The organism is Bacillus sp. UNC322MFChir4.1 (assembly GCF_000746135.1).
Lineage (GTDB): Bacteria > Bacillota > Bacilli > Bacillales > Bacillaceae_G > Bacillus_A.
The window spans coordinates 478,824-504,828 of the sequence record NZ_JQKQ01000001.1; the positions used below are offsets into that span (position 1 = coordinate 478,824).

Genomic DNA, 26,005 nt, shown 5'->3' on the forward strand with positions numbered 1-26,005 from the left:
TAAAAGGAGTATTGAGTTCATACAAAGGGAGGGGAATGGGATGGAGCGCATGTTTCGCGTTCTTGGCTTTTGGACTGGTATTTTTTCCGTGATGTTTTATTTAGGGGATATGTATGGGGCAGCACTATTATTTTTAGGACAAACAGGATTTTTTGTACTTTTAAGTTATTTAAAGTTAACAGAGCGCATGTACATTTATGTATTTGGCGCATATTTAACAGTCTTCTTCATTGGATTTACATACTATACGACGTTCCTTCTTACACCAGGAGTTGGACATTAAGATGGCATATATGCCATCTTTTTTTATCTCCGCTTAAATTCATAGTTGACTTATTGGTTTTCTTTGAATATATTTATTGTAACAAATTTTAAGGAGGAAAACAGTATGAACACATTGTTAGTTAGCATAAACGTCATTATTATGCTCCTATTAGTAGGTGTATTATATTATATGCAACGGAAACACCTTTCTTTTAATAAACGTGTATTTACCGCACTCGGACTCGGAATTATATTTGGACTTATTTTACAACTTTTTTATAAACCAACTTCCGAAATCATTATTCAATCTAATAACTGGTTTAACTTAATCGGGGGCGGTTATGTTAAGTTATTACAAATGATCGTTATGCCACTTATTTTAGTTTCCATTATTTCAGCGTTTACAAAATTAAAATTAACTAGTAATCTTGGCAAAATTAGCGGACTTATCATCGGTATTTTACTTCTTACAACTGGAATTGCTGCTGCAGTCGGAATTGCAGCAAGTGCTGGCTTTGATTTGCAAGCAACTGGCTTACAGCAGGGCAGTGCAGAAGCAGCTCGTTTAAAATTAGTACAAGAAAAATTCACTTCTATTGACCAAACACCTATCCCGCAAAAATTATTAGAACTACTTCCTGCAAATCCATTTCTCGATTTAACAGGAGCCCGTCCAACATCTACAATTTCTGTTGTCATTTTTGCGGCATTTATTGGGATTGCCTTCTTAGGAGTAAAAAAGAAATATCCAGAACAAGCAGAACAATTTAAGAATATACTAGATGCCGTATATGCAGTGGTCATGCGTATGGTCACATTAATTTTACGCCTCACTCCATACGGCGTACTTGCTCTTATGGCCAAAACAGTTTCAGGAAGTGATGTGCAAGCGATTTTAAAACTTGGTAACTTTGTTTTGGCATCTTATGTAGCACTTATTGTTATGTTTATTATTCACTTATTACTAATCGCTCTGTCTGGTTTAAACCCAGTGCAATATTTAAAAAAGGCATTCCCGGTTTTAACATTTGCATTTACATCACGTTCAAGTGCAGGTACGATGCCGTTAAATATTGAAGCGCAAAAAGAAAAACTCGGTGTTTCAGAAGGAATTGCAAACTTCGCTGCTTCCTTTGGTGTCTCAATTGGTCAAAATGGATGTGCTGGTATTTATCCAGCCATGCTTGCGATGATGGTTGCGCCAACTGTTGGTATCAATCCATTGCAACCGCAATTTATCTTAACGTTAATCGCCGTTGTTGCAATTAGTTCATTCGGCGTTGCAGGTGTCGGAGGCGGAGCAACATTTGCTGCACTCATCGTACTTTCTACTATGAACTTACCAATCGAAATTGTCGCTCTATTAATCTCTGTTGAACCATTAATTGATATGGGACGTACAGCATTAAACGTAAGCGGTTCTATGACAGCTGGTCTTATTTCTAGCAAATGGCTTGGAGAGTTAGATGTAAATACGTACAATGAAGCAGTCGATAAAACTGAAGAGATTGCATTATAAGAAAGAAAACACCCTGGATTTCCAGGGTGTTTTTCTATATAAGTAAACATTAAAAAACACGCTATTATAAGCGTGTTCAATGCCATACACATCTATTGTTTTACAAATATCCTTGCTCTTCACACCAATCATGAAATTGCCGAACATCTACATCAATTAAAACAATATCTTTTAATTCAATATCAATATCCATGCCGTCAATTACAATCGCATATTTTGCACCATTCTCCGTGCTAGTTCGTTTTATGATTCCTATTTGATTTCGATGCGGTCCATCTTTTACATATGCTTTTTGTCCTATAATATCAAAGTTCAACATCTTCACCTCTTTCTTTTGCTCCACTTAACTATGTATATGATGAAACATCGAAAGAGTCCCTACTTTTTTTCTTTATTACAATTATTTTTCATTTATTTTAATTTCATAAAGTACATATAAAGATTCCTCTTCAAAATAAATTGTTAGCGCTTTCTTTAATAGACTCATGTTATACTAATACAGTGAAATCACCATCAAAATATGGCTTCACTAATGATCATTTTCATACATCGTTTTTAGCGGGTATTTATTCTTCACAATTTTTTAGGCTTTCTCACAGTCTTTAGGTGGAGGGCATACTGTCCGCAAATAGCGAGATAAAGTCGAATTTCTTAAAGAGGAAAAACAATGAATACAGTAACAATTACAAAAATCATCGAAGCTTTAAAATCATACGGATTTCAAAATGTAGCATATTGTGAAAAAACAAAACAATATCTATTTCAAAATGTAACAGATATAATGAGTGGCTATGCTGAAATTACCTATAGTACTCAATTTGAAAAATTCAGCTTACAAATCCATCCTATTGAAACGCATCAGCTTACAGAATTGCAAGAAGTCGAGAAGCATATACAATCTTGTATCCGGAAGGTTGAGCATTTAAATGCGATCATTGAAAAGCAATATAAAAACGCAGAACATACAATCATTCTATAAAAAAAGAACGTGCTCGACACGTTCTTTTTTTATACATTCATATCTTCTTTAATCTGAAGGCCTGTCACATTCTCTACTAATTCAATCGCTTCTTCTAATGTCAGCTCAAATATTGTTTGGCGACCTTCTACATAAGGGAATTTTGAAAAACGTTTCTCCATTTTCTTTATTGTATCAGATGAAAACATCGCACTATCTACACGAAATTCTGATTCCAATAACACAATGTAGTCTAATAATTGAAACCCTAAGCCATTTATAAAAGAGATGAATTTTTCTTTTGACTGCGTTGATAAAAAGACGTTACGCTCAAGTTCATAATATAATTCTTCACCTAAAATCTCTGCTAATTCTTCATCATGTTCACGATTGATAATCTCTTCATATCCATAATCATCGACAAGTTCTTCTACTTCTTCGCCGTCTTCAAATAGTAATTGCGCTAAAGTTGCATCTTTCTTATATTCACTTTGCTGTACAACTGTTAAGAAATTTGTTTTCCATCCTTGTTCTAAATGCATGATTTATAACTCCTTTTATACACTCTTTATTTTTAAATATATATTTTGTTTCAATTGCTTTTTCGCTTTCTCATTACACTGTTTAACAAATGAAGATACGCAAGATGCCCTTTGCATCTTGCCATTTGTATAAATGAGCGGGTCAATTAATCGTTCTTTTCCTCCCTTATAACAAATGTCGTATTCGGTCTCATTCTCTTCTAATACTACTTTCGAATGCAGAGAGTGAAGCATCTTATCAATTTGACAATCCCCACAACTTCGTAATAGATGTAACACCGTTTCATCGTCAGTTAAAAAATCAGATAGCTGTAAAATATTCTTTTGCAACGCCTCTTTTAACACCTTTGTTAATATATAATAACCATACGAATTCGACGGATGCAAAAAGAAATCAATCGTTTCTTTGTAATAAGCTTCTGTAAACCATTCTGCTGCCTGCACAGATTGTAAACAAATTTGTCCGTTACGAACTATTACATCTTCTAAAAAAGAGGACACTTCTTGCTTTGAGATCATTCCATATGTATATAAATCCCGTAACGTATAGTCTACACGATCTGCACATAAATTCGGAAGCGGTTGCTCTAACAACGTCCATTGTTCCCATTTCTCAACCATTCTATAATCATAGCCATATCTCTCCAAAATAGAGGGAATATCTGAAGCTTCAATAACATCCATAAAAATTTGTTCATGATAATCCTCATCTTGCTCTTCTAATACGTGGTCAACAATGTGAGAAAATGCTGTATGAGATACATCATGAAGCAATGCCGCAATTTGTTCTTCCACACTACCACCTAGCATTCTCACAAGAATCATAACACCAACAGAATGTTCATAACGTGTTACGTTCCACGTTGGATTCACAAGGAAGCTTGCGCCGCCTTGATGAATTTTCTGCAAACGCTGCACCGCCTTTGATTGTAATAGTTCCGCAAGCACACCATCTATATAATGTTCACCATATACAGAATCATTAATTATAATCATGCTCCTTCACCCTCTAACACTTTCTCCACTAATCCATCTAGACTGCCTTCGACTATACATACTTCTGGCAAATGGTAAAATGTTGTATCCAAAGAACCGTTTCCTTTATACACAAATATTTTCTTTTCCCAAGCAAGCGCCATTCCAAATTCGGTATGACTTCCTTTTCCACCATCTAATAAAAGCAGAAAAACGTCTGCGTCTCGTACAGCTTGTTTTTCTGCTTGTCCTATACGTTGTAATTCTAATCGATTTGTCGCTTTTTCATTTTTTGTCCAATCGTATGTATGAATCCATCCTGCTTGTTTCAGTCTATCTGCTACAATGTGGACAATGTGTTTATTTGTAAAAGTTGAAGCGATGTAAAATTTCATGTTACCTCTCTCCTTCATATAAAAACAAACAGGAAGATATTGAAAAAAAGGGACGTTTACGAATCCCTTTTTTCTTTTTTATCAATTTTATCATTTAACATGTCTAATTCAGCTGTAATTTCTGATTTTTCTAATTTGCGTTCTTGTGAAAAATTCCGTCCCATATATATTATAATACTACCAATATACAATACTAAACAAACAACTAGAGCAATATTTTCACAGAGACTTAGCCCCAATGTAGTCACTCCTAATCTCATCCATATTATCACGCTTCAATAATTAGAATTCGTCCGTCAAATCTATGCTATTGTAACATAAAGTGTGCTTTTATCTCTATCTTAAAAAGCAATCCTAAATGGATCGCTTTTTTTTACTACTCACCTTTTTCTTTCGAGAAAAACATTCTAGAAATAACAATTCCTAGCCCACCAATAAGTAAGAATAATACTGCACGAATCATCATTGATACTTCTGGTAAATCTAAGAAGAATAACTTAATCACTGTTACAACTAACACAACTAATCCAGCGTATAATATTTCATTCATTCCTCTATTACGTCCAAACCAAACTGAAACTAAAGCATATATCATCCATAAAAGAGAGACAAATACACTGATAATACTTCCGTCTGTTGAAAGAACCTCTCCTATTCTAGTAATCGTAATAAATACAAGTACCATAAAGCCATATAACGTAATCGAATACACATATTTCCCAAAACGTTGCAACATTGGTTTCATTTTCATCATTCCATAATAAAATGTTCCAACTAAAATGAGATGGGCTACAAAAGCTGCTGACATGAATGTCTCAAATGGACTCACAAGCGTTTGCAACATACCGATTCCATAAATAACTGCACTGATATAAAACTTGATTTCTTGTTTTAATTTCGCAGAAGTAACGATACCTAAAAAACCTTGCAACATCAATACAATTGCTCCATTTACTAAACTAAATTCATTTAAAATTGTTAAACTAAACGACCCCATCGCAAAACCAAATAAAAGATCTGTAAATGACGATTTTTTATTTTTCATATAGTCAGCTATAAACATTACACTGTGTACAATTGTACTAATTAACAATCCCCATGTTGTAAAATCCGGAATTTTTATAATTGCCAGAATAAAGAAGATTGCATTGGCACTAAATAAAGCCATTCTAGGTTGATAAATAAAACTTCGATCAATAAACATATGCCAGAAAAGCAGAATATGAATTAATCCATAAACAATTGTTAATTGTACCTGTAAATTCCCTAGTAACATGGTCATAATTACAAAAAAGACAAACGTTACAAGTACAGAAACAGAGTAAGATACCATATATAAATATTGATAGCGATTTTTATACGCATACCATAATAAACTCATCGTTAACACTGTTTCATATCCAAAGAAAATGTAAGAATTAGGTGCTGTACTATTTAATAAGAACGGTACAAAAAAGGCTCCTACAGATACAAATATAGCGAGATACTCTGATTGATATCGCTTAGCTAAATAAATACCGAGTATAATCCAAATAATATTGAATATAAATGCCATGCTTGCCGGAAAGAAATGATACAAATAATGCGCAGCGAATGTCGTTAAAACAATGCCTGTAATACTTCCTCCAGCTAACACTAAGCCTAACGCTTGATGTTCTTTTTTTATTTGTATATCACCTACATAATACAAAGCAACTGATAATGCTACGCCAAATACAATACGAATTGCTGGAGTAAGTAATCCTGCATCTACTCCCGCTTTAAATAGCCAAATTACCCCAAGCAGCATAATGGCAACGAAAATACGTGGTAGCCATGTTTGACAAAATTTTATAATGTCAAATGGTTCAGGCTTAAACGCAGATATATCTACCTGCTTTATCTCCGGTTCCTTCACACTTTCTTGGCTAATGACTCTTTCTTCTTGTCGTACATTTTGCACAGGAGTACTAACTTCTTGTTTCTTCTCAATAGGTTCCTTTACTTGTTGAACTCTTTCTTCGTCCATTTCTCTTCGCTGTGCTTTTAACTCATAGAGCGTCTCCTGCAATGTATCAATTGCTGTTTCTAGAGCTTCTATTTTTTTGCTCAAATCTTGTTTCATTTTCTCCCCCCTCTAATCATGCTGCTAAATAGAAATATGCCTATAATTAGTTTAATTTCCAATTAACTACATCATACTATTAGTTTATTCATTTTTTAAGAGGTTTTTCCTAAAATTATACAATTCATTCCATTTTGAAAGTAACACGTTACGATTTAAAATATCCATCTAAAAAAACCTGAAATACAGCAGGTTCCCTATAGTTCCCTACTAGTACCTGAATATCTTCCACTGGTGTAATCATACTCTTAAAAAAATAAAGGTGTTAACAGCTTTCCAACCAGCCCCAAAAGCATGATTTCATAGAAATCATGCTTTCGTTACATAATCAATAATCGTTTGCAAAGCTTCTTGTCCGCTATATTGCTGCATCGATCTTTTATACTGCAAACGATTTTTATACAGTTCTTCTACATGTTCAATTAGCAACGTTTCTGTTATATCTTCTTCAAATAACATGCGTCCATATCCTTGTTTTTCAAAAGACTGTCCGTTTAAAATTTGATCTCCTCGGCTCGAAGATTTCGGAAGAGGAATTAATAACATTGGCTTTTGTAATGTTAAAAATTCAAAAATCGCATTGGATCCTGCACGAGAAATAACGATATCAGTTGCCGCTAATATATCAGGAAGTTCATCGTGAACATATTCAAACTGTTTGTATCCCGGTGTATTCTCAAGCGTTTCATCCATATTGCCTTTCCCGCACAAATGAACAATTTGATAGGTTTGCAGGAGGTTTGGCAGGGCACCGCGTACTGCTTCATTAATACGGCGTGCTCCTAAGCTGCCTCCCATAACCGTAATAACTGGTTTTGATGCAGTGAATCGTAAAAATTGCAGTCCTTTGTTTCTACTTCCCTGCAATACTTCTTCACGCACAGGTGAGCCAGTAAATACTGTTTTTTCTTTCGGTAAATGTTTTTTCGCTTCTTCAAACGTAACAAATATTTTTGAAGCAAAGCGAAGAGCAATTTTATTTGCAAGCCCAGGCGTCATATCAGACTCGTGTAAAAAAACAGGAACACGATTTAGCCACGCACCAATTACAACCGGCACAGACACGAAGCCGCCTTTTGAGAAAATAACATCTGGTTTTAGCTTTCGAATCAGGAAATACGCATCCATAACCCCTTTCATAACAAGAAAGGGGTCTTTTATATTTTTTAAATCAAAATAGCGGCGAAGCTTTCCACTCGCTATTCCATAATAAGGAATCCCTTCTTTTTCAATGATCGTCTTTTCAATTCCATTATGTGAACCAATATAACACACCTTCCAACCGCTCTTTTGAAAATGTGGTATAAGTGCTAAGTTCGGCGTAACGTGACCCGCAGAACCACCGCCTGTAAATATAATCGTTTTCAACAGTATGTCTCCTTTTAATAAAAGATTTACTTTTTATTATAACACACTGAAATAACGCGCTTCTGGATGAGCAAACACCAGCGCCGATACAGAAGCCTCCGGTTCCATCATAAACCCTTCTGTTAAGGAAATTCCAATTTCCTCAGGGCGAAGCAACCGAAATAACTTTTCTTGATCAGCAAGCTCTGGACACGCAGGATAGCCAAAAGAAACGCGAATCCCTTGATATTTTGTTCGGAACCGCTCTTCCATCGTCATGTTTGGTGAATCTGGAAATCCCCAGCGATCACGGATGAGCATATGCGTTTTTTCAGCTAATCCTTCTGCAAGTTCCAGCGCAAGTGATTGAATCGCATGACTACGCAAATAATCGCCTTGTTCTTTCCACTTTTCTGCTACAGCACGGACACCTGTTCCAACCGTTACAGCTAAAAAAGCAACATAATCCATTTCATCTCCAACTGGGCGTAAATAATCACCAAGCGTGCGATGCGGTGCTTTTCCTTGTCTTGGGAATGTAAAACGCTCTAGCACACGACCCTGATCTTCTGGATCATAAATTAAAATGTCTTGATTTTCACTTTGTGCAGGAAAGAATTGATACACAACGCTCGGACGTAACCATGATTGTTCTTCGCGAAGCAATTCATCGATTAAGTCATTCAGTTCATGGGCTCTTCTATCCCCTTCTTGTAGCAACTTTTTTACATTCCCTTTTAAACCTAAGTGATGCCCAAGTAACATTTGCCGATTTAAAAACGGAGCAAGATGTGTTACTGAAATATCACGCAAAGCGACACGTTTTGTAGAATACGGTACATATACTGGTGCCGGCGGTAATTTTTCAATTTGAATCGGTACCAGTGCCCGGCTTTTCTCTTCTTCTACAACAACATGTAAATGGCGTTTCGCTTTTTCCTCACTCATCTTTTCCCGTTCTTCTTCGTTTTGCAGGCGATTGATCAGATCTAATCCTGTCATCGCATCACTTGCATATAAAACAAGCCCTTGATAAGAGGGAGATATCCGCGTTTCTGTGAACTTCCGCGTCAGCGCAGCACCTCCTACAACAATCGGAACATCAATATTTGCCGCTTTTAAGTCTTCTGCTGTTGTTACCATTTGCTGCGCAGATTTAACAAGTAATCCTGATAAACCAATAATATCTGGTTTCTGTTCTTTTACCTCTTGAATAATACGATCAGAGCGCACATTAATACCCAGGTTTACAATGTCGTATCCATTGTTCGATAAAATAATTTCCACCAAATTTTTACCGATGTCATGCACATCACCTTTTACTGTCGCAAGCAGCACTTTCCCTTTCTTCGCACTATCACTTGTCTCCATATACGGCTCTAAATACGCAACAGCCGCTTTCATACTTTCCGCACTTTGCAATACCTCTGCCACAATAAGCTCATTATTATTAAATAAACGTCCCACTTCATCCATGCCAGTCATAAGCGGTCCGTTAATAATATCAAGCGGTGCTCTTCCTTCATCTAGAGCAAATTGCAAGTCATCATGTAGTCCTTGTTTTGTCCCTTCTACAATATAATGAGATAACCGCTCTTCAAGCGTTAACGTTTCAGCTGCTACGACTTCTTTTTTCTTCACATTTCGATAAAAATTTGTAAATTCTTCTAACGTTTCTTTCGTCGTCTCAAACAAAAGAGCATTCGCTAATAGCTTTTCCTCTTCAGAAATAGAAGCATACCGCTCTAGCTTTTCGGTATTCACAATGGCATAATCTAAACCAGCCTTTGTCGCATGATATAAAAAGACCGAATTTAATACTTCGCGTCCTGCTGGCGGTAAACCAAATGAAATATTACTTACACCTAATATTGTTAAACATTCAGGCAATGCCTCTTTTATGAGCCGAATGCCTTCAATTGTCGCTGCAGCTGAACCGATATATTCTTCATCACCTGTTCCAACCGGAAAGACAAGTGCGTCAAAAATAATATCTGACGGGCGCACTCCATATTTTATTGTTAAGAGCTCATAACTTCTTTTCGCAATTTCAAGTTTTCGCTCAGCCGTTACCGCCATACCAATTTCATCAATTGTTCCCACAACAATAGCCGATCCGTACTGTTTAATAAGTGGAATTACTTTTTCAAAACGCTCTTCTCCATTTTCTAAGTTAATAGAGTTAATTACTCCTTTTCCTTGCAAATAAGTAAGAGCCAGGTTTATCACTTGCTCATCTGTCGAATCAATCATAATGGGTACTTTTAATACTTTCGTCACAGCTTGCAAGAAATTTTCCATATCTTCTATTTCATCACGGTCTGGGTCTGCCATGCAAATATCAATAATATGGGCATTTTTCTTTACTTGTGCCCTTGCGACTTCCGCTGCTTCTTCAAAATTCCCTTCTGCAACAAGACGTTTAAATTTGCGTGAACCAATTACATTCGTACGCTCTCCAACGAATAACGGGCGCATAGAATCTTCATATTGCAACGCTTCAAGCCCGCTAATCCCATGACCTTTTCTTTCTCGTTTCACACGGGGCTCAAATGATATTAGCGCCTCTTTCATCGCACGAGTGTGCGCTGGCGTCGTCCCGCAGCAACCACCAACAATATTCATCCAGCCTTCTTCTGCAAACTGTTTCACTTTATGAGCAAGTGACTGCGGGGATTCATGATAATGACCGTCTTCATCTGGAAGTCCAGCATTGGGATAACAAGAGATGTAACACTCTGATAACTCTGCAAGTGAACGAATATGTTCTCTCATAAACTCTGGTCCTGTTGCACAGTTTAGCCCAACCGATAATGGATTCATATGCTCTACCGATAAGTAAAATGCTTCAATTGTTTGCCCAGCTAACGTCGTTCCCATTGGTTCAATTGTTCCCGAAATCATAAGCGGAACTTTTTTCTCTGCCTCAATAAATGCCTTTTCAATTCCTAAGCATGCCGCTTTTACATTACGCATGTCCTGACTTGTTTCTACAAGTAACAGATCTACACCTCCGCGCAGTAAACCGCGTGCTTGTCTTGTATATGCCTCAATGAGCTCTTCAAAAGTAACGCCACCCGTGACACTAATTGCTTTTGTCGTTGGACCCATTGACCCGGCTACATATACTTCTTTACCGCTCTCCTTTACAGCTTGTTTTGCTAACCTGACCGCCCTTTCATTCAACTCCTCATCTAAGTGAGAAAGGTTATAATCACTAAGTACAATGTTCGTTGCACCAAATGTATTCGTTTCAATAATATCTGCCCCTGCTTCAATATACGCTTTATGAATCTGTAAAATAACGTCCGGCCGTGTTTTTACTAAATATTCATTACAGCCCTCATATTCTTCTCCGCCAAAATCTTCAGCTAAAAGGTCTTCTTGTTGAATCATCGTTCCCATTGCACCATCTAATATTAAAATTTCTTGCTGCAATCTTTCCTCGATTTGTCTCATACATTCATTCCTTCTTTCTGCCCTTTCTTCACTTGAATATACCGAACGAGCGCTTCTGTCACTTCATATTTTAAAAATGGTGTAATTAAATAAATACCATTAAATAACTCCATCGCAATATCAATTAATTCTTTAGCTATACAAATACCTTCTGCCACCGCTTCTTCTGACGTTTTATGTGCGTCCATACGCCTTCTCACTTCTTCTGGAAGCGTAATGCCTGGCACCTCAAAATGTAAAAAGTCTGCATTTCGTTTACTTACAAGCGGCATAATTCCAATAAAAATTGGCTGTTCAATATGCTTCGTTGCTTCATATACATTTCGGATGACTGCCGCATCATAAATGGGCTGCGTTAAAAAGTACTCCGCACCAGCTGCAATTTTTTTCTCCATACGTTTTACAGCTGCATCGATATGTCTGACATGCGGATTAAAAGCCCCGCCAATTGAAAAATTGGTGGCTGCTCCAATTGTTTTCCCTAAAATAGAACGGCCATTGTTCATTTCCTTAATCATTTTAATAAGTTCTATAGAAGAAAGATCATATACAGATGTTGCACCAGGAAAATCACCAACCCTCGCAGGGTCTCCGGTTAATGCCAATACTTCCTCCATACCGAGCGCTGCTAATCCAAGTAAATGAGACTGCAGCCCAATCACATTATGATCACGACATGTTAAATGAGTTAATATCGGGATATCGTATTTTCTTAATAACGCTCCCATTGCCATATTTGATAAGCGAGGCGATGCTAAAGAGTTATCTGCTAACGTAATAGCATCTGCTCCAGCACGCTTCAACACTTTTGCTCCTTCAAAAAACCTCTGTGTATCCAACGTTTTAGGAGGATCTAGCTCAACAATCACCGTCGTTTCCTTTTTCGCTTTTTCTGCTAATGTAATTCGATCTGCTACATTTACACGCTGCGCAGTTATAACCTCTGCACGCTTTACAACTTCTTTTGCTGTTACAGGACGCTCATTTCCAAGCGCTCGCTTCATTGCCTCAATATGGGCAGGAGTTGTACCACAACAACCTCCAAGTAGCCTAACGCCTTGCTTAATAAATTCCGGCACCATCTCTTCAAAATAAGCCGGACTTCCTTCATATACGTAACGGCCCTCTACATATTTAGGGAGACCAGCATTTGGATACGCAGATAAGTAACCATATTTAGGGATTTCTATCGTTTTAAAAGATTCGATCATACGAAGCGGTCCTAACTGACAATTTAATCCGACCACATTTGCACCATACTCTATAATTTGCTTCAATACATCATCTACACTATTTCCGTTTTGAGTCGTACCAGCTTCGTGAAGAGCAAGCTGCGCAATAAGAGGGACATTTGTTTGTTTACGTAATACCTTCACTGCATGAAGTAATTCAAACTCATCGTAAAACGTTTCTAATAATAGCCCATCCACACCTTCTTCTAGCAGGGCATCCGCTTGTTCTAAGAGCATAAACTCACGCTCCATATCAGTAGTTGTAACTGCCCCAATATGTTTCATTCCACCGATTGTTCCAACGATTGCATTTTTTTCTGTCACTGCTGCTTTTGCATGTCTTACAGCAGCCCGGTTAATTTCCTTTACGCTATCCTCAAGACCGTACATGCGAAGTTTCCCTTCATTTGCTCCGTATGTATTGGTTTGAATGACATCTGCTCCTACTGCAACATATTGTTTATGAATCGAAATAATCCGCTCTGGTTCAGATATATTCAATTCTTCAAAGCAGCTTTGTAAACCATGAGAATACAGAAACGTTCCCATCGCTCCGTCCCCAATGACAATTCCTCTTTGCAATAAATCTAGTAGTTTCACATGTCTCCCTCTCTTCTTTCAATATAAAAACCCCCTCTTCTCAATGAAGAGGGGGACAGCGTTTTATCCTCCTCTTATCATTCAGAACGCTTTGTTCCGCAGGTCTTAGCACCGTTTCAAACATATAATTTGAAGGTTGCTGGGTTTCACAGGGCCTTTCCCTCCACCACTCTTGATAAGAGTTATATTCATTTATGATTTCAAAAAGCAAACATCGTCCGTTCACTTATTAGCAATCTTTGTTAATTTTCTCACTAATTTAGCATGTTAAAATATGAAAGTCAACAAAAAGAAAGAAAAATAAAATTATTCAAAATATAGTTGCATTTCTTTCTAAATTTGTTGTAAAGTAAAAAACATAATCAAAAACTTCATATTTCGAATTCTTATCGAGAGAGGTCGAGGGACTGGCCCTTTGACGCCTCAGCAACCATTAACAAACTTTTTATTTGTTAATAAGGTGCTAATTCCAGCGAATTGAGAAATGATTTGACAGATAAGAAGAAGACTATATTTGTCGTATATAAGCCTTCTTCTTAGAAGGCTTTTTTTGCATACAAATCCAAATTTTAAAAAACAAAAACCATTCTTTTTCGATGAGCGAGGGCATCTAGCCGCGCATAGAAGCAATCGGACCTTCTTCTGCCACACGTAAAATGCAAACAAAAAGAGAAAGCAAGTGCAGGCTCTTTTTTTCTTCATACCAACAATCTAAATGTCGAAAAATCAAAATGGATTTACCTGTTTAAGGAGGAATTCTATTATGTCTACAATGGAAACAAAGCTTGCCCAAATTGGAAATCGCAGTGAAACAACAACTGGAGCAGTCAATCCACCAGTTTACTTCTCCACTGCTTATCGCCACGAAGGAATTGGGAAGTCAACAGGGTTTGATTATTCCCGAACTGGAAATCCAACGCGCCTTCTATTAGAACGTGCGATCGCTGACTTAGAGCACGGCGAACAAGGCTACGCCTGTAGCTCAGGAATGGCCGCTGTTCTTCTTGTCCTTTCATTATTCTGCTCTGGTGACGAACTGATTGTATCTGAAGATTTGTACGGCGGAACATATCGTTTATTTACAGAACACGAGAAAAAATGGGATGTTCGATGTAGATATGTAGATACGCAGCATATAGAAGAAATTGCAAAAGCCATTTCACCGAAAACAAAAGCCATTTTCATCGAAACACCAACAAATCCACTTATGCAAGTAACAGATATTGCCGCAGTTGCTGCCGTTGCAAAACGTCACGACTTGCTCCTTATTGTTGATAACACATTTTACACACCGTATTTACAACAACCATTAACAACAGGCGCCGACATTGTCCTGCATAGCGCTACAAAATATTTAGGCGGTCATAACGATGTATTAAGTGGGCTCGTTGTTGCAAAAGGAGTAAAATTATGCGAAGAACTCGCTCACTACCACAACGCATCTGGAGCTGTGTTAAGCCCGTTTGATTCGTGGCTTTTAATACGCGGCATGAAAACATTAGCACTGCGCATGAGGCAGCATGAAGAGAATGCCAAAGCAATTGTTGCCTATTTACAAGGAGAAGAAGCGATAACTGATGTGTATTATCCAGGAAAAGGCGGCATGATCTCTTTTAAACTGCGAGAAGAGTCGTGGGTTGATCCGTTCTTACAATCTCTTTCTCTTATTACGTTTGCAGAAAGTCTTGGCGGTGTAGAAAGCTTTATTACATACCCCGCAACACAAACACACGCCGATATACCAGAAGATATTCGCACAGCACGAGGCGTTTGTAATCGTCTGCTCCGCTTCTCCGTAGGAATTGAGAACCAAGATGATTTAATTCAAGACTTACAGCGATCATTAAAACGAGTAAAAGAAGGAGTGAGAATATGAGCTATTCCTTTGATACGCTTTTACTTCATAACCGTTTTAAGCATGACAAACAAACAGGTGCTGTAAATGTTCCTGTTTATAATACATCTACATTCCATCAATTTGATGTAGATACATTTGGAAAATATGATTATAGTCGTTCTGGAAATCCAACGCGCGAAGCACTCGAGGAACTAATTGCTTTACTAGAAGGCGGAAGCAAAGGATTTGCCTTTTCATCTGGCATGGCTGCTATTTCAACAACTTTTCTTCTTTTATCGCAAGGAGATCATGTCCTTATTTCTGAAGACGTGTACGGGGGTACATACCGAATCATAACAGAAGTTCTTTCTCGTTACGGCGTTTCCCACACATTCGTTGACATGACAAATTTAGAAGAGGTAAAACAAAACATTCGCCCCAATACAAAAGTCTTTTACATCGAAACACCATCAAACCCATTATTAAAAGTAACAAATATTAGAGCCGTTTGTGAACTTGCAAAATCTATTGATGCGCTCACTTTTGTTGATAATACATTTTTAACACCCCTTTACCAAAAACCATTAGAACTTGGGGCTGATATCGTTCTTCATAGCGCAACAAAATTCCTTGCAGGTCATAGTGATGTTACCGCAGGATTAGCAGTCGTAAAAGATGAAGAACTCGCAAAAAAAGTGGGATTTTTACAAAATTCTTTTGGAGCTATATTAGGACCACAAGATTGCTCCCTTGTGCTTCGTGGTTTAAAAACATTATACGTGCGCTTAGAGCACTCTTCACGAAATGCTGAAAAAATCGCCTGTTATTTACAGCAACATCCTAAAATTAAAGATATCTATTATCCCGGCTTGCCGTCCCATCCCGGATATGAAACGCAGCACAATCAAGCAAAATCAGCGGGAGCGGTCCTTTCCTTTACACTAGAATCTGAACATGCGCTAAGGCAATTTCTAGCACACATCCAACTTCCCGTATTTGCAGTTAGTTTAGGAGCCGTTGAATCAATTCTTTCGTACCCAGCGAAAATGTCACACGCTGCCATGCCAGAAGAAGAACGTGAAAAACGAGGAATTTCAAATGCATTGCTACGCTTATCGGTTGGATTAGAAAACGCAGACGATTTAATTGCGGATTTTGGGCATGCTCTTACTTATGTAGAGGAAGTCGTTATCTCTTAGACTGGAAACTTATATAAATACAAATTTTAAAACCATTTTTAGATGGGTGAGAGCAACTGGCCGTGTATAAGAGCGGTCAGGGCCTTTTTCTGCCACGTGCGATGTTTAGAGGAGCAAGCGAGTGCAGGCTATGTTTTATGTTGAAAAATTCAAATGACAAGTATTGATCTTTTAAAAAAGAATGATAGACTCAAAAAGTTCCGTTAGCGGAAGTGACAGATGATAGTCCATCTAACTTTAGACAAGTTCTCCTTTTTACTTCCTACAAACAAAAATCATCTCTGGCCCTTCTTCAATAGCGCAGCCATCATAATCCCCATATTGCTCAGCGATTGTAAATCCAGCAGCCTGAATCATATATGTAATTTGTTCATAATAATAATATTTTAGAGACAACTGTTCTCTTAATTCTTCTTTTGTCCCATTTTCATGTGTAATCCGAAATATATATTCTGGATAAATGATTTGATTTTCTACATCAATGGCTTTGGCAATATGAGATTTTTGAATTGTACTTCCTGTTTGCGGATCTATCTTTTCCCATTGCACCTTTTCAGGTTGAACCCAAGTTTTATCTAATTGCTGAAAAGGGCGAAATACATTGAAGATAAATTCTCCATCAGCTTTTAGATGGTTATAGATCGTTTTCAAACATTCGATTTGGTCTTCTTGTTTGAGAAGTGCTTGATATGAAATACCCGGAATTAAAATGAACTCATAGCTCTTGTTCATAGTAAAATTGGCCATATTTGCTTGCTGAAGATGAACCTTCTTCTGAATTTCACTTGGCATAATGCTTAGTTTTTCTCCAAGTATATTTAACATATATTCAGATAATTCAATTCCCCATATCGAAAAACCAGCTTGTGCTAAGGGCAAAGTAATTCTTCCTGTTCCACAAGCAATTTCTAAAATGTCACCTGATAATTTAGAAGCTCTTTCGAGATAAAATGATATTTCTCTATGATCCTGCCTCTCTTCTAAATCATAAAATTCAGCTGTATTTTCATATAGATTCCCTTTTGGTGTAGCCATGTATTTTGCACCTCTACACATCGATATTCATCGTATCGTAAGCAAATGTTATATTTATACCTTCCGCTCGTAATTCAGATTCAATTTCTTTCAATTCGTCATATCCAATGTTGTCTACTTCTTCAATATGCGTAATAATGGTATGTTTTGCTCGTAATTGTTTCGCTACTTCTAGCGTATCTTCAAACGTCGCCTCCCGCATGCTTTCAATAAAAGCACGGTCTCTTATTCGCTCTTTCGTCTTCCAATCAAACTCAGCAATTCCCATTGGTAAAATAGCTACATCTAAATTATCAATCAAATGAGCAGGCGGTTCCCATTTATACAGTTCATCCATTGCAATAAGTACTCGCTTTTCTTTTTCTTCTAACAGGAATGCATACACATATTGTTCATGTAAACGAAATGGTGTAACTTTTATTTTATTTTTCACAAAAGATTGCCCATCTCGTAATACGATTATATCAATCCATCCTTGCTGCTGCATAAATTGCAAATGATCCCACGATCCTAAAAATGTTTTCATATCCTCTGCTACTTGCTCTGGTACATAAACCGCTGTACTCCAAGCTCTGTTCGTATCAAACGCCATCGTTTCCCAAATTCTCCGTCCCATTGTATGATCTGGGTGCCAATGAGAGTATATCCCGGCTTCTACTTTCAATATTTGAGCTCGCTCTAATTGCAAGCGTATTTCCTCTGGCGTATCAATTAATAAGCGGAGATCGTGAATAAAAACACTCGGTCCCATTCTACTATATGGCAACCCTTTTTCTCTTGCCTCTTTACTTACTTTGCTATAACTCCCTGGTCTTGGAGTTGGTGTGGCACCACCTGTTCCTAAAAATTCTATTTTCATGACTATCCCTTCTTTCTATCCGTATTAATTTCCAGATTACTATATATAACTCCTTCAAAATTATCGAAAAATTTTTTCAATTCCGTTGTTGAAAGAAAAATAAAATATGGTAAGATTGTAATATAACTGGAAATGTTTTTTGTTGAGAACAAAAATATTTATGATTAACATCTATCAAGTACTGCTTTATCCTAATGGAAAAACGTCTAGATTTACCCAATTTATTTACATCACAGTCTCTTTTCTTACAATTTCTTTACTTTAAAGCATTTTTTTTGCAACAACTATTCTCTTTGGTTTAGAATTTTGTTATGTATAGTATGGGTATAACAGCAGCACACATGGAGGTGGAGAAAATATGTTAGAAACCTTTCAACAAGAATTAGAGCTATATGAAAACAATGCAGAATTATTAAAAGTACTTGCTCATCCAGTGCGTTTATGTATTGTAAAAGGATTGATTGAGCGAGGACCAAGTAACGTTTCTACAATGTACACAGGTTTAAACATGCCCCAATCTACAATTTCTCAGCATTTAGCGAAATTAAAAAGCGCTAAAATTGTTTCAAGTGAAAGAAAAGGATTAGAAATTTACTACAAAGTAGAAAACGAAACAATTATTCAATTAGTTCGTGTATTACTAGGTTAAATGTATTCAAATATACAAAAGGCGTATAATGTATGTATATTTCATCTCATATCTTTAATATAAATATATATCATGAGATGAAATATAAACATTCTACATAATCCTAAACAAAATGTCGTATTTACCTATAAAACGAGGCGCAGTATTTTACACTGCGCCTCGTTTTATGAAAAGGTATGTAAATAATGGGTTAAATTGAAATGAGGCAATCCTTTTTGCTGAATGACAACATCAAATGCATCGCTCATTCCACCTTGTAAAATCATAGAATAAATCGCGCGGTTTTTCTTTTGATTATTAGAAAATGGGTTACGATCTTCATGATTAACAAATTGTTCTAAAATTCCTGCAGCAAGCAAAAATTCTCTTTGTTTCGTATGCCATACTGTTTGCAATCCTTGTTCTTCGCAAGCAGTCTTCAATGCATCCCAATGAATATGAGTTGTTATATCCATCTCTCCTGGAAATTGAAGAGGGTTACGAATCATTTGATGCTCATAATAACCTCGTAAACTTCCTTCACGATGAGCTGGGTGCATCCATTCTTCATTTGTATATCCATAATCGATTGTTATAAGTAAGCCTTCCTGTAGCCATCTTGTAAGCTGTTTGACATAAGCATTCATTTGTAATGGCACTTCAAATCGCTGTCTTTCATACAATTGAATTTGGTGTCTTTGTAAATAGCTTATAATTTGTTCATTATCTAACGGGCGCAATACTTCTATGAGTCTGCCTTCACTGTTATACTTTATGCGTACTTCATATAACATGCCTTCCCGCTTCTCAATGACTTCTACAGGAAATGCATCAAACAACTCATTTGAAAAAACAATTCCTGTAAAAGGGACATCCAATTCATCATAGGATGCATATTGCGAAACGTTTGCAAAAGAAATAAGTTGCTGTTTTTGCAACCTTCTATGGAATGGACTCACTTCTATAAGAGAATACTGCAAGTTTGCAAACGTATCAGGTGAAATCGTTTGCCACTCTTGCAATACATTATAAGCAAATTTCCCCGTTCCACCACCAATTTCACATATATGAGGTGTAACAACTCCTTCTTTTACAAGCCGAAGAAAAAAATGAGCAAATGTTTTTGCATAAATAGAAGACACATTACTACTTGTAAAGAAGTCTCCTTGCCTGCCAATTTTTTCACGTTCTTTCATATAATAGCCATTATTTTCGTCATATAAAGCAAGGCTCATATATGTACTATAAGAAATAGAGTGGTCTTCTTCTTTTTCCATCGCCTGTTTTAGAACGTGCTTCATTGCCGTTCCCCTTATTGTAGAAATGGATTATTTTCTTTTTCAAAGCCAATCGTTGTTTCTGGACCATGCCCACATAACACAGTTGTATCATCGGATAATACAAATAACTTTTCTTCAATACTCATGATTAATTCTTGGAAGCTACCTCCCGGCAAATCAGTGCGGCCAATACTCATTTGAAATAAAACATCACCTGAAATGACAACGTTTGCTTCTTTGCAATAGTATGAAATACTTCCCGGTGAATGCCCCGGCGTTTCAAACATATCAAACGTAAACGAACCAATTGTCAAAGTTCCTTCTCCTTCAATGATGTGATCCGCAGGTCTTGCTGTAATACTACGATTCATCATAAAAATTTGCGAACCGTTAACAGCAGCATCTCCTAACCAATCCGCTTCTTCTTGATGAACATATACTGGAATTTGAAAAGCAGTACGTACTTCATCCACCGCACCAATATGATCAAAATGTGCATGTGTTAATAAAATAGCTAATGGTTTTAACTGTTCTTGTTTTACATAATTTATAAGTTTTTCCCCTTCATTACCTGGGTCAAAAATAATACATTCTTTTTGGTCATTACTTAAAATATATGCATTTGTTTGCAGTGGCCCTAACGGCATTTGAATCCACTTCATACTTAATCTCCTCCAGTCATTACACTCACTTCCATCATACAATATTTTCTTCTTATAGGAAACGAAACCTCGACAACCCTATTGAAAACATGTACAATTGAAATGAAAAAATATTACAAAAAATCAAACAAATCAAGAGAGTAGAGGGGATATGTATGGGTCTTGTTATTATTTTTGCGTTAGTCACTCTGTTAGCTGTATACTCTTCTCTTAAAACATTGCGGGACAAAAACCTTCTTGCTGGAGGCTTTTCTGTTGCAACTGTAATTGTTTTCGGGTGGTTTACAGTCATGACAGTACTAAACAATGGCTATCCACCAACACATTAAGCAATTCTTTACAAACTCTACATACACCATGATTTCTAGCATATGAAAAAGGAAGGGAAACCCCTTCCTTCTTCTTTTCTTGCTCATCTTCTATAAATAAAAAGCTTCATTTTACTTTACTTCATAAATATACTTTTTCACAAGCCATGCTCCGCCAATTACCCCAGCATCATTACCAAGTGTCGCAATTGCTAATTTTGTACTTTTAACAGCACGTGAAAATGCATATTGTTCAAAATAGCGTTGAATTGGTTGTAACAATGCATCACCTGCTTTTGATACACCACCGCCAATAACAATTTTCTCTGGGTTTAATGTACTAGCTAGATTTGCGACTGCTAATCCTAAATACGAAGCAACCTTTTCAACTACTTTTTTTGCTAATCCATCACCTTGTGCAAGTGCATCAAACACATCTTTAGATGTAATAAGACCTTCTTGCTCTAGCATCAAACGCAATACGCTAGCCTCATCTGTTTCCTGTATTTTTTGCATTGCAACCCGTACAATACCAGTTGCAGAAGAAACCGTTTCTAAGCATCCTGATTTCCCGCAGTTACAAGCAAAGCCACCTTCTGTTACAACTGTAATATGACCAATTTCACCGCCTGCTCCGCTTACACCATGGACGACCTCACCGTTTGTGATAACACCGCCACCAACGCCCGTTCCAAGCGTCATACAAACGATATCTTTTGAACCTTCTCCAGCGCCTTTCCACATCTCTCCAAGCGCTGCAATATTCGCATCATTATCAACAACAACTGGCAAACCAGTTTCTACTTCTAATAAATCTTTAAGAGGATAGTTTTTCCATCCTAAGTTTACTGCTTCATAAATCATTCCAGAAGCAACATGAACAGGACCCGGTGCACCCATCCCAATTCCAGCCAACTTACTTTTTAGCTCACCTAGTTCTTGTAACTTTTTATCAATTGCCTTTGCAATATCGAGTGTAATATGTTTTCCTTGTTCGCTTGTATTCGTTGGAATTTCCCATTTATGGATAAACTCACCATAAGTATTAATGAATGCTAATTTAATAGTTGTTCCGCCAAGATCAACACCAACCAACCATTTCTCTTCCATGTTGTTCGCCTTCTTTCATCTATTTCGTCAATAGAATATATAAATTCAGTTTCATTTTTCAACATATAAATTAATGCTATACAGAATACAACATCACCTGTACTCGTATGTGGCAGGAAAAAGCACTGACCGCTTCTATGCATGACCAGGCGCTCTTGTCCTCCCCTAAAAAGAAAGAAGTTTTTATGTCGTTTTTTGAATTTCTTGCTTTAATAAAAATAAAGCCATCTGATACTCTTTCGGCTCAATAAGCTGTGATTTATATAATTCACGAAGCTCATCGTCCATTAATTGTAAATCTGCAACACGATCTCCTGTATAAATAATCGTTCCAAATTTCTTTAATAATTGTTGAATATCATAAATAGTTTTCATTTTTTCACCCTCTAAATGTCTACTTACTATAAAAATACAATAAGAAAACGTTCACATAGTTTATTATAATCAACATAAAAAAGAATCGTCAATTTATAATTTATCTATATAAATTATAAAATTGACAATGTTTCTTTTTCTGTAATAATTTTCTGCACAGTTTTGTCAAACGGTTCCACTGGGATATGAGACACAATTTGAAGATTAAAAACCAATGATAGCGTTTTCTTTTTATAATTCACGAGATAACGATCGTAATATCCTCCGCCATATCCTACACGCTCGCCTTTTCTTGTAAAGGCAACACCTGGTACGACAAGTAAATCGATCTCCTCTGCTAATACTTCTTCTGTCATTGATGGAGCAGGCTCCCGTAAATTCATATAAACGGTTTCTAATTGTTCAAAACTTGTAATTTGACGAAATGTCATTGTTCTCGTTTCACGATTACATTTTGGAACAACAATTGCTTTTCCTTCTTCCCATGCTTTTTCAATAATTGTATATGTATTTACTTCACGCTCCATAGAAAGTGTAATCCCAATTGTTTTAGCCTCGGTCCATTCTCGTTGTTTAAATAGAGAATCTGCAATTTTTTCTGATAAAGTCGTATACTGTTCTTCTGATAAAGCATTCATACGCTGTAATATTTCTGTTCGTAATTTTTTTTTCTCTTCTTTCATTTTGAATTCCCCCTATATACAAAAGAAACAGTAGGAAAATATCCCTACTGCTTACTTTGTTTCGCGGTGTAACGTAGACTTCTTGTCACGCTTGCAATATTTTTTAAGCTCAAGACGCTCAGCGTTGTTACGTTTGTTTTTCTTAGAGATATAGTTACGATCTCCGCATTCTGTACATGCTAGAGTAATATTCACACGCATTCTTATTTCCCTCCAGTCACTAATAACTTAAATCAGACTATACCATAATACCACTTTTAAAACAAAAATTCTACACCTTTTGATATTGTCTAATTTTTTCTATAAGTGTATTCATATTTTCCTTTGCTATGACTGGGTTTCTTGCATGAGAATAAACGAGAAATTTAGGTTGATTTACATCTGAAACAACGTAAGACCACTCTTCTTCTGCATGTGTAAATTTAATTCCTTCTAATACTTCAAACTCGCGCTGTACGCGATCTCGCAGCAACATCCCTAATACTTTCCCTTTCTCATTCCATGAACAAACTACTTCATCACATAATAAGTACAGTGGTGAATATTGCTCTAACATTGCTGGCAATGTTTTCCCTTGAAGAACAATTAACTCCAATAATTTACCAACTCGAAATAAAATATCTTGCTGCCATCTCATTTGAAATAACTTCTTATTTTCAATATGGATATAAAAAAGAAGATAACATTCTCCTAATTTTAATGATAATGGGTAAAAACCTTTATCTTTTTCAAACAATAAATTAGGAATATCGATTTCTTCGCAATTTGTATTTTTATAAATATTCCCGTAAGTATCATATAATTCAAATGTATTTTCTTCTTCTTGAAATAGAATCGCCATATCTGCCCGGCTCGATTTCATTAATGACTTAATATGTTCTTTTTGCTTTGCGGCATATAACCACGTTACTGTGCAGCCGATTTTCTGTAAAAAAGAGGATAGCAACGGTTGAAATAACTCATCCGGCTTATTGATAAGAAGGTGAAAATGTTGTCTTTTTATAACAGGGGTATCGATGAATTGCAAAGTAGATTCAATATACATTTCTGAACAAACATCTATGACTTCATTATTCCCAATACTTTTACTATCGACATAACGAAATGACTCTGCCATATACAAATTTTCTATCTCTTTTTGCTTTTTATATGTTAATGCCATTCCTTCTTCATCGTAAAATTGAATAATGAGTTTCTCATCTTTCCCCTTATAAAAAAACACTCCACCAACGACATTTGTTTGCCCGGTTGCATATCGGAAGCAAGATTCGTTCATGTCTTGGCATTCCATTGTATGCACTCCCGCTGTATGAACAGCATGTAAAAAAATATGTTTAAACATTTGCACGTCCGCATGTGTACTGCTGCCAATCAGCAAACTGTCTCCTTCTGATAATAAAGAGCCATATGCCATCGCTAATTTCACAACAACTTGTGGCGTAATATCTAAATTACTTCTGCCGCATATACGACTTTTCTGCAAAAAACACGAAATATTTTCATGTTCTGTAATTCCAGATGAAGCAATAATTGTACTACTCTCAACCACTTTCTCTGGCCATACTTTCCCTTTCGTCTTAATCACTGCATTTTGGCCAATTCGACAATGATCAGCCACAACACTCTTTTCAAATAAAGTAACTCCATCTTCAATAATTGTGCCGTCTCCAATGGTGGTTCCAATCAATTCACATCGCTTTCCTACATACGTATGAGCGAGTAAAATACTTTTTTGAAGACGAGTATATGCTGAAATTAAGCTATGGTTACCAATAATAGAATACGGTTCAATAATAACTCCTGTTTGCACTGTTGTTCCCTCACCAATAAAAGCAGGGCCGTGTATCTTTGTTCCTTTTTCAATTGTTACATCTTCTCCAATCCATACCATTGGCAACACTTCTGTATATGGAATAGATACATGAACTTTCTTCGTAAGCAAGTCAAATTGAGCCTGACGATATTGTGTGAACGTACCAATATCAAGCCAATATCCATCTGCTACATATCCATACATTGCTTCTTTGTTTTCTAATAAAGGAAATACATGATGACTAAAATCAAAAAACGTATGAGGTGTAATATAAGAAAAAATGTCGGGGTCTATAATATAAATACCGGTGTTTACTGTATTGGAAATGACTTCATTCCAACTTGGTTTTTCAATATATTTAATAATTTCATGATGCTGATTTGTGACAACTAATCCATACGATGATGGATTCACTACTTCTTTAACAAACATCGTAACGATCCCGTTATGACTATTATGAAAATCAATTCCTTTCGATAGATGAAAATCTGTGAGCGCATCTCCGCTAATTACAACAAATGGTTCGTCTAAAAATTTCTCTGCTTGTTTTACACTCCCCGCTGTACCAAGAGGGGGGGTATCTTCAAAATAATATAACTTCACTCCCCATTTACTACCATCACCAAAATAATTTTGAATAACGGAACTCATATATTGAACAGTAATCGCAATTTCACGAATACCATGCTGTTTCAATAGTTCAATACTATATTCCATCACTGGCTTTTGTAGTAGGGGTAACATGGGTTTTGGAAGGTTACATGTTAACGGACGTAAACGCGTCCCCTTCCCTCCAGCTAAAATAACCCCCTTCATCGGCA

The 26,005-nt window shown here is 36.5% G+C and carries 25 protein-coding genes and 2 riboswitches; of the genes, 7 read left to right on the top strand and 18 right to left on the bottom strand.

The window, feature by feature from the left end; genetic code table 11:
- The first annotated feature begins 40 nt into the window (after positions 1-40).
- Together BR72_RS02480 and BR72_RS02485 are read left to right on the top strand one after the other, a co-directional pair.
- Positions 41-283, top strand: coding sequence for a DUF2626 domain-containing protein (locus BR72_RS02480; RefSeq protein ID WP_035429676.1), 243 nt, complete (start codon positions 41-43; stop codon positions 281-283).
- A 105-nt stretch (positions 284-388) separates the two neighbouring features.
- Positions 389-1,783 carry an L-cystine transporter gene (locus tag BR72_RS02485; RefSeq protein ID WP_035429679.1) on the top strand — a complete coding sequence of 465 codons (1,395 nt, stop codon included), beginning with the start codon at positions 389-391 and terminating at the stop codon, positions 1,781-1,783.
- 100 nt (positions 1,784-1,883) lie between these two features.
- Here BR72_RS02485 and BR72_RS02490 read toward each other — a convergent pair whose 3' ends face one another.
- Entirely contained in the window at positions 1,884-2,099 is a 216-nt protein-coding gene (locus BR72_RS02490; RefSeq protein WP_035429958.1) for a DUF3912 family protein, read from the bottom strand.
- Between the two features lie 351 nt (positions 2,100-2,450).
- Here BR72_RS02490 and BR72_RS02495 point away from each other — a divergent pair, with 351 nt between their 5' ends.
- Complete coding sequence (locus tag BR72_RS02495) at positions 2,451-2,762, top strand: hypothetical protein (RefSeq protein WP_035429681.1); 312 nt, start codon at positions 2,451-2,453, stop codon at positions 2,760-2,762.
- A gap of 29 nt (positions 2,763-2,791) precedes the next feature.
- Here BR72_RS02495 and BR72_RS02500 read toward each other — a convergent pair whose 3' ends face one another.
- From BR72_RS02500 to BR72_RS02535, 8 genes are all read right to left on the bottom strand, one after another.
- Positions 2,792-3,283: a hypothetical protein gene (locus BR72_RS02500; RefSeq protein WP_035429683.1), complete on the bottom strand. Its 492-nt coding sequence runs from the start codon at positions 3,281-3,283 to the stop codon at positions 2,792-2,794.
- 15 nt (positions 3,284-3,298) lie between these two features.
- On the bottom strand, positions 3,299-4,276 hold the full coding sequence (locus tag BR72_RS02505; RefSeq protein ID WP_035429959.1) for an HD domain-containing protein: 978 nt from the start codon (positions 4,274-4,276) through the stop codon (positions 3,299-3,301).
- Positions 4,276-4,653, bottom strand: coding sequence for a nucleoside 2-deoxyribosyltransferase (locus BR72_RS02510; protein ID WP_035429684.1), 378 nt, complete (start codon positions 4,651-4,653; stop codon positions 4,276-4,278). Before BR72_RS02510 ends, BR72_RS02505 begins: the two co-directional genes overlap by 1 nt.
- Before the next feature lie 56 nt (positions 4,654-4,709).
- Entirely contained in the window at positions 4,710-4,913 is a 204-nt protein-coding gene (locus BR72_RS02515) for a DUF3966 domain-containing protein (RefSeq protein WP_035429686.1), read from the bottom strand.
- A 116-nt stretch (positions 4,914-5,029) separates the two neighbouring features.
- Positions 5,030-6,757, bottom strand: coding sequence for a DUF2339 domain-containing protein (locus tag BR72_RS02520; RefSeq protein ID WP_035429689.1), 1,728 nt, complete (start codon positions 6,755-6,757; stop codon positions 5,030-5,032).
- A gap of 309 nt (positions 6,758-7,066) precedes the next feature.
- Entirely contained in the window at positions 7,067-8,125 is a 1,059-nt protein-coding gene (locus tag BR72_RS02525) for an undecaprenyldiphospho-muramoylpentapeptide beta-N-acetylglucosaminyltransferase (RefSeq protein ID WP_035429692.1), read from the bottom strand.
- A gap of 36 nt (positions 8,126-8,161) precedes the next feature.
- A complete protein-coding gene (gene metH / locus BR72_RS02530; RefSeq protein WP_035429695.1) occupies positions 8,162-11,563 on the bottom strand; it encodes a methionine synthase in 3,402 nt (1,133 codons plus the stop codon).
- Positions 11,560-13,395, bottom strand: a complete 1,836-nt coding sequence (locus BR72_RS02535) for a bifunctional homocysteine S-methyltransferase/methylenetetrahydrofolate reductase (RefSeq protein ID WP_035429698.1) — start codon at positions 13,393-13,395, stop codon at positions 11,560-11,562. The genes metH and BR72_RS02535 overlap by 4 nt, the downstream gene beginning before the upstream one ends.
- A 71-nt stretch (positions 13,396-13,466) precedes the next feature.
- A riboswitch (SAM riboswitch) is annotated at positions 13,467-13,577 on the bottom strand.
- A 201-nt stretch (positions 13,578-13,778) separates the two neighbouring features.
- Positions 13,779-13,898: riboswitch (SAM riboswitch) on the top strand.
- Positions 13,899-14,158: 260 nt separating this feature from the next.
- On the opposite strand from BR72_RS02535, the gene BR72_RS02540 reads away from it, so the two are divergent.
- Positions 14,159-15,271, top strand: a complete 1,113-nt coding sequence (locus BR72_RS02540; protein ID WP_035429700.1) for a methionine biosynthesis PLP-dependent protein — start codon at positions 14,159-14,161, stop codon at positions 15,269-15,271.
- Positions 15,268-16,431: a cystathionine beta-lyase gene (gene metC / locus BR72_RS02545; protein WP_035429703.1), complete on the top strand. Its 1,164-nt coding sequence runs from the start codon at positions 15,268-15,270 to the stop codon at positions 16,429-16,431. Before BR72_RS02540 ends, metC begins: the two co-directional genes overlap by 4 nt.
- 255 nt (positions 16,432-16,686) lie before the next feature.
- Here the strand turns inward: metC and BR72_RS02550 are convergent, their stop codons facing one another.
- Complete coding sequence (locus BR72_RS02550) at positions 16,687-17,466, bottom strand: class I SAM-dependent DNA methyltransferase (RefSeq protein WP_035429705.1); 780 nt, start codon at positions 17,464-17,466, stop codon at positions 16,687-16,689.
- A 13-nt stretch (positions 17,467-17,479) separates the two neighbouring features.
- A complete protein-coding gene (locus BR72_RS02555; protein ID WP_035429708.1) occupies positions 17,480-18,325 on the bottom strand; it encodes an MBL fold metallo-hydrolase in 846 nt (281 codons plus the stop codon).
- 358 nt (positions 18,326-18,683) lie between these two features.
- Here BR72_RS02555 and BR72_RS02560 point away from each other — a divergent pair, with 358 nt between their 5' ends.
- Entirely contained in the window at positions 18,684-18,974 is a 291-nt protein-coding gene (locus BR72_RS02560; RefSeq protein ID WP_020062633.1) for an ArsR/SmtB family transcription factor, read from the top strand.
- Between the two features lie 164 nt (positions 18,975-19,138).
- Here the strand turns inward: BR72_RS02560 and BR72_RS02565 are convergent, their stop codons facing one another.
- Positions 19,139-20,254 carry a class I SAM-dependent methyltransferase gene (locus BR72_RS02565; protein WP_035429712.1) on the bottom strand — a complete coding sequence of 372 codons (1,116 nt, stop codon included), beginning with the start codon at positions 20,252-20,254 and terminating at the stop codon, positions 19,139-19,141.
- An 11-nt stretch (positions 20,255-20,265) separates the two neighbouring features.
- Positions 20,266-20,895: an MBL fold metallo-hydrolase gene (locus tag BR72_RS02570; RefSeq protein ID WP_035429714.1), complete on the bottom strand. Its 630-nt coding sequence runs from the start codon at positions 20,893-20,895 to the stop codon at positions 20,266-20,268.
- A gap of 155 nt (positions 20,896-21,050) precedes the next feature.
- Between BR72_RS02570 and BR72_RS25170 the strand changes: the two genes are divergently transcribed.
- Positions 21,051-21,224: a DUF2759 domain-containing protein gene (locus BR72_RS25170; protein ID WP_035429716.1), complete on the top strand. Its 174-nt coding sequence runs from the start codon at positions 21,051-21,053 to the stop codon at positions 21,222-21,224.
- 111 nt (positions 21,225-21,335) lie between these two features.
- Here BR72_RS25170 and BR72_RS02580 read toward each other — a convergent pair whose 3' ends face one another.
- The 5 genes from BR72_RS02580 to BR72_RS02600 form a co-directional block, all read right to left on the bottom strand.
- Positions 21,336-22,313 carry an ROK family glucokinase gene (locus BR72_RS02580; protein ID WP_035429719.1) on the bottom strand — a complete coding sequence of 326 codons (978 nt, stop codon included), beginning with the start codon at positions 22,311-22,313 and terminating at the stop codon, positions 21,336-21,338.
- A gap of 183 nt (positions 22,314-22,496) precedes the next feature.
- The gene (locus tag BR72_RS02585) at positions 22,497-22,688 is read right to left on the bottom strand and encodes a YqgQ family protein (RefSeq protein WP_035429721.1); all 192 of its coding nucleotides are present in this window, start codon (positions 22,686-22,688) and stop codon (positions 22,497-22,499) included.
- Positions 22,689-22,801: 113 nt separating this feature from the next.
- Entirely contained in the window at positions 22,802-23,371 is a 570-nt protein-coding gene (locus BR72_RS02590; RefSeq protein WP_035429725.1) for a 5-formyltetrahydrofolate cyclo-ligase, read from the bottom strand.
- Positions 23,372-23,422: 51 nt separating this feature from the next.
- A complete protein-coding gene (gene rpmG, locus BR72_RS02595; protein WP_012095458.1) occupies positions 23,423-23,572 on the bottom strand; it encodes a 50S ribosomal protein L33 in 150 nt (49 codons plus the stop codon).
- Positions 23,573-23,642: 70 nt separating this feature from the next.
- On the bottom strand, positions 23,643-26,000 hold the full coding sequence (locus tag BR72_RS02600; protein WP_035429961.1) for a sugar phosphate nucleotidyltransferase: 2,358 nt from the start codon (positions 25,998-26,000) through the stop codon (positions 23,643-23,645).
- Positions 26,001-26,005: the final 5 nt, after the last annotated feature.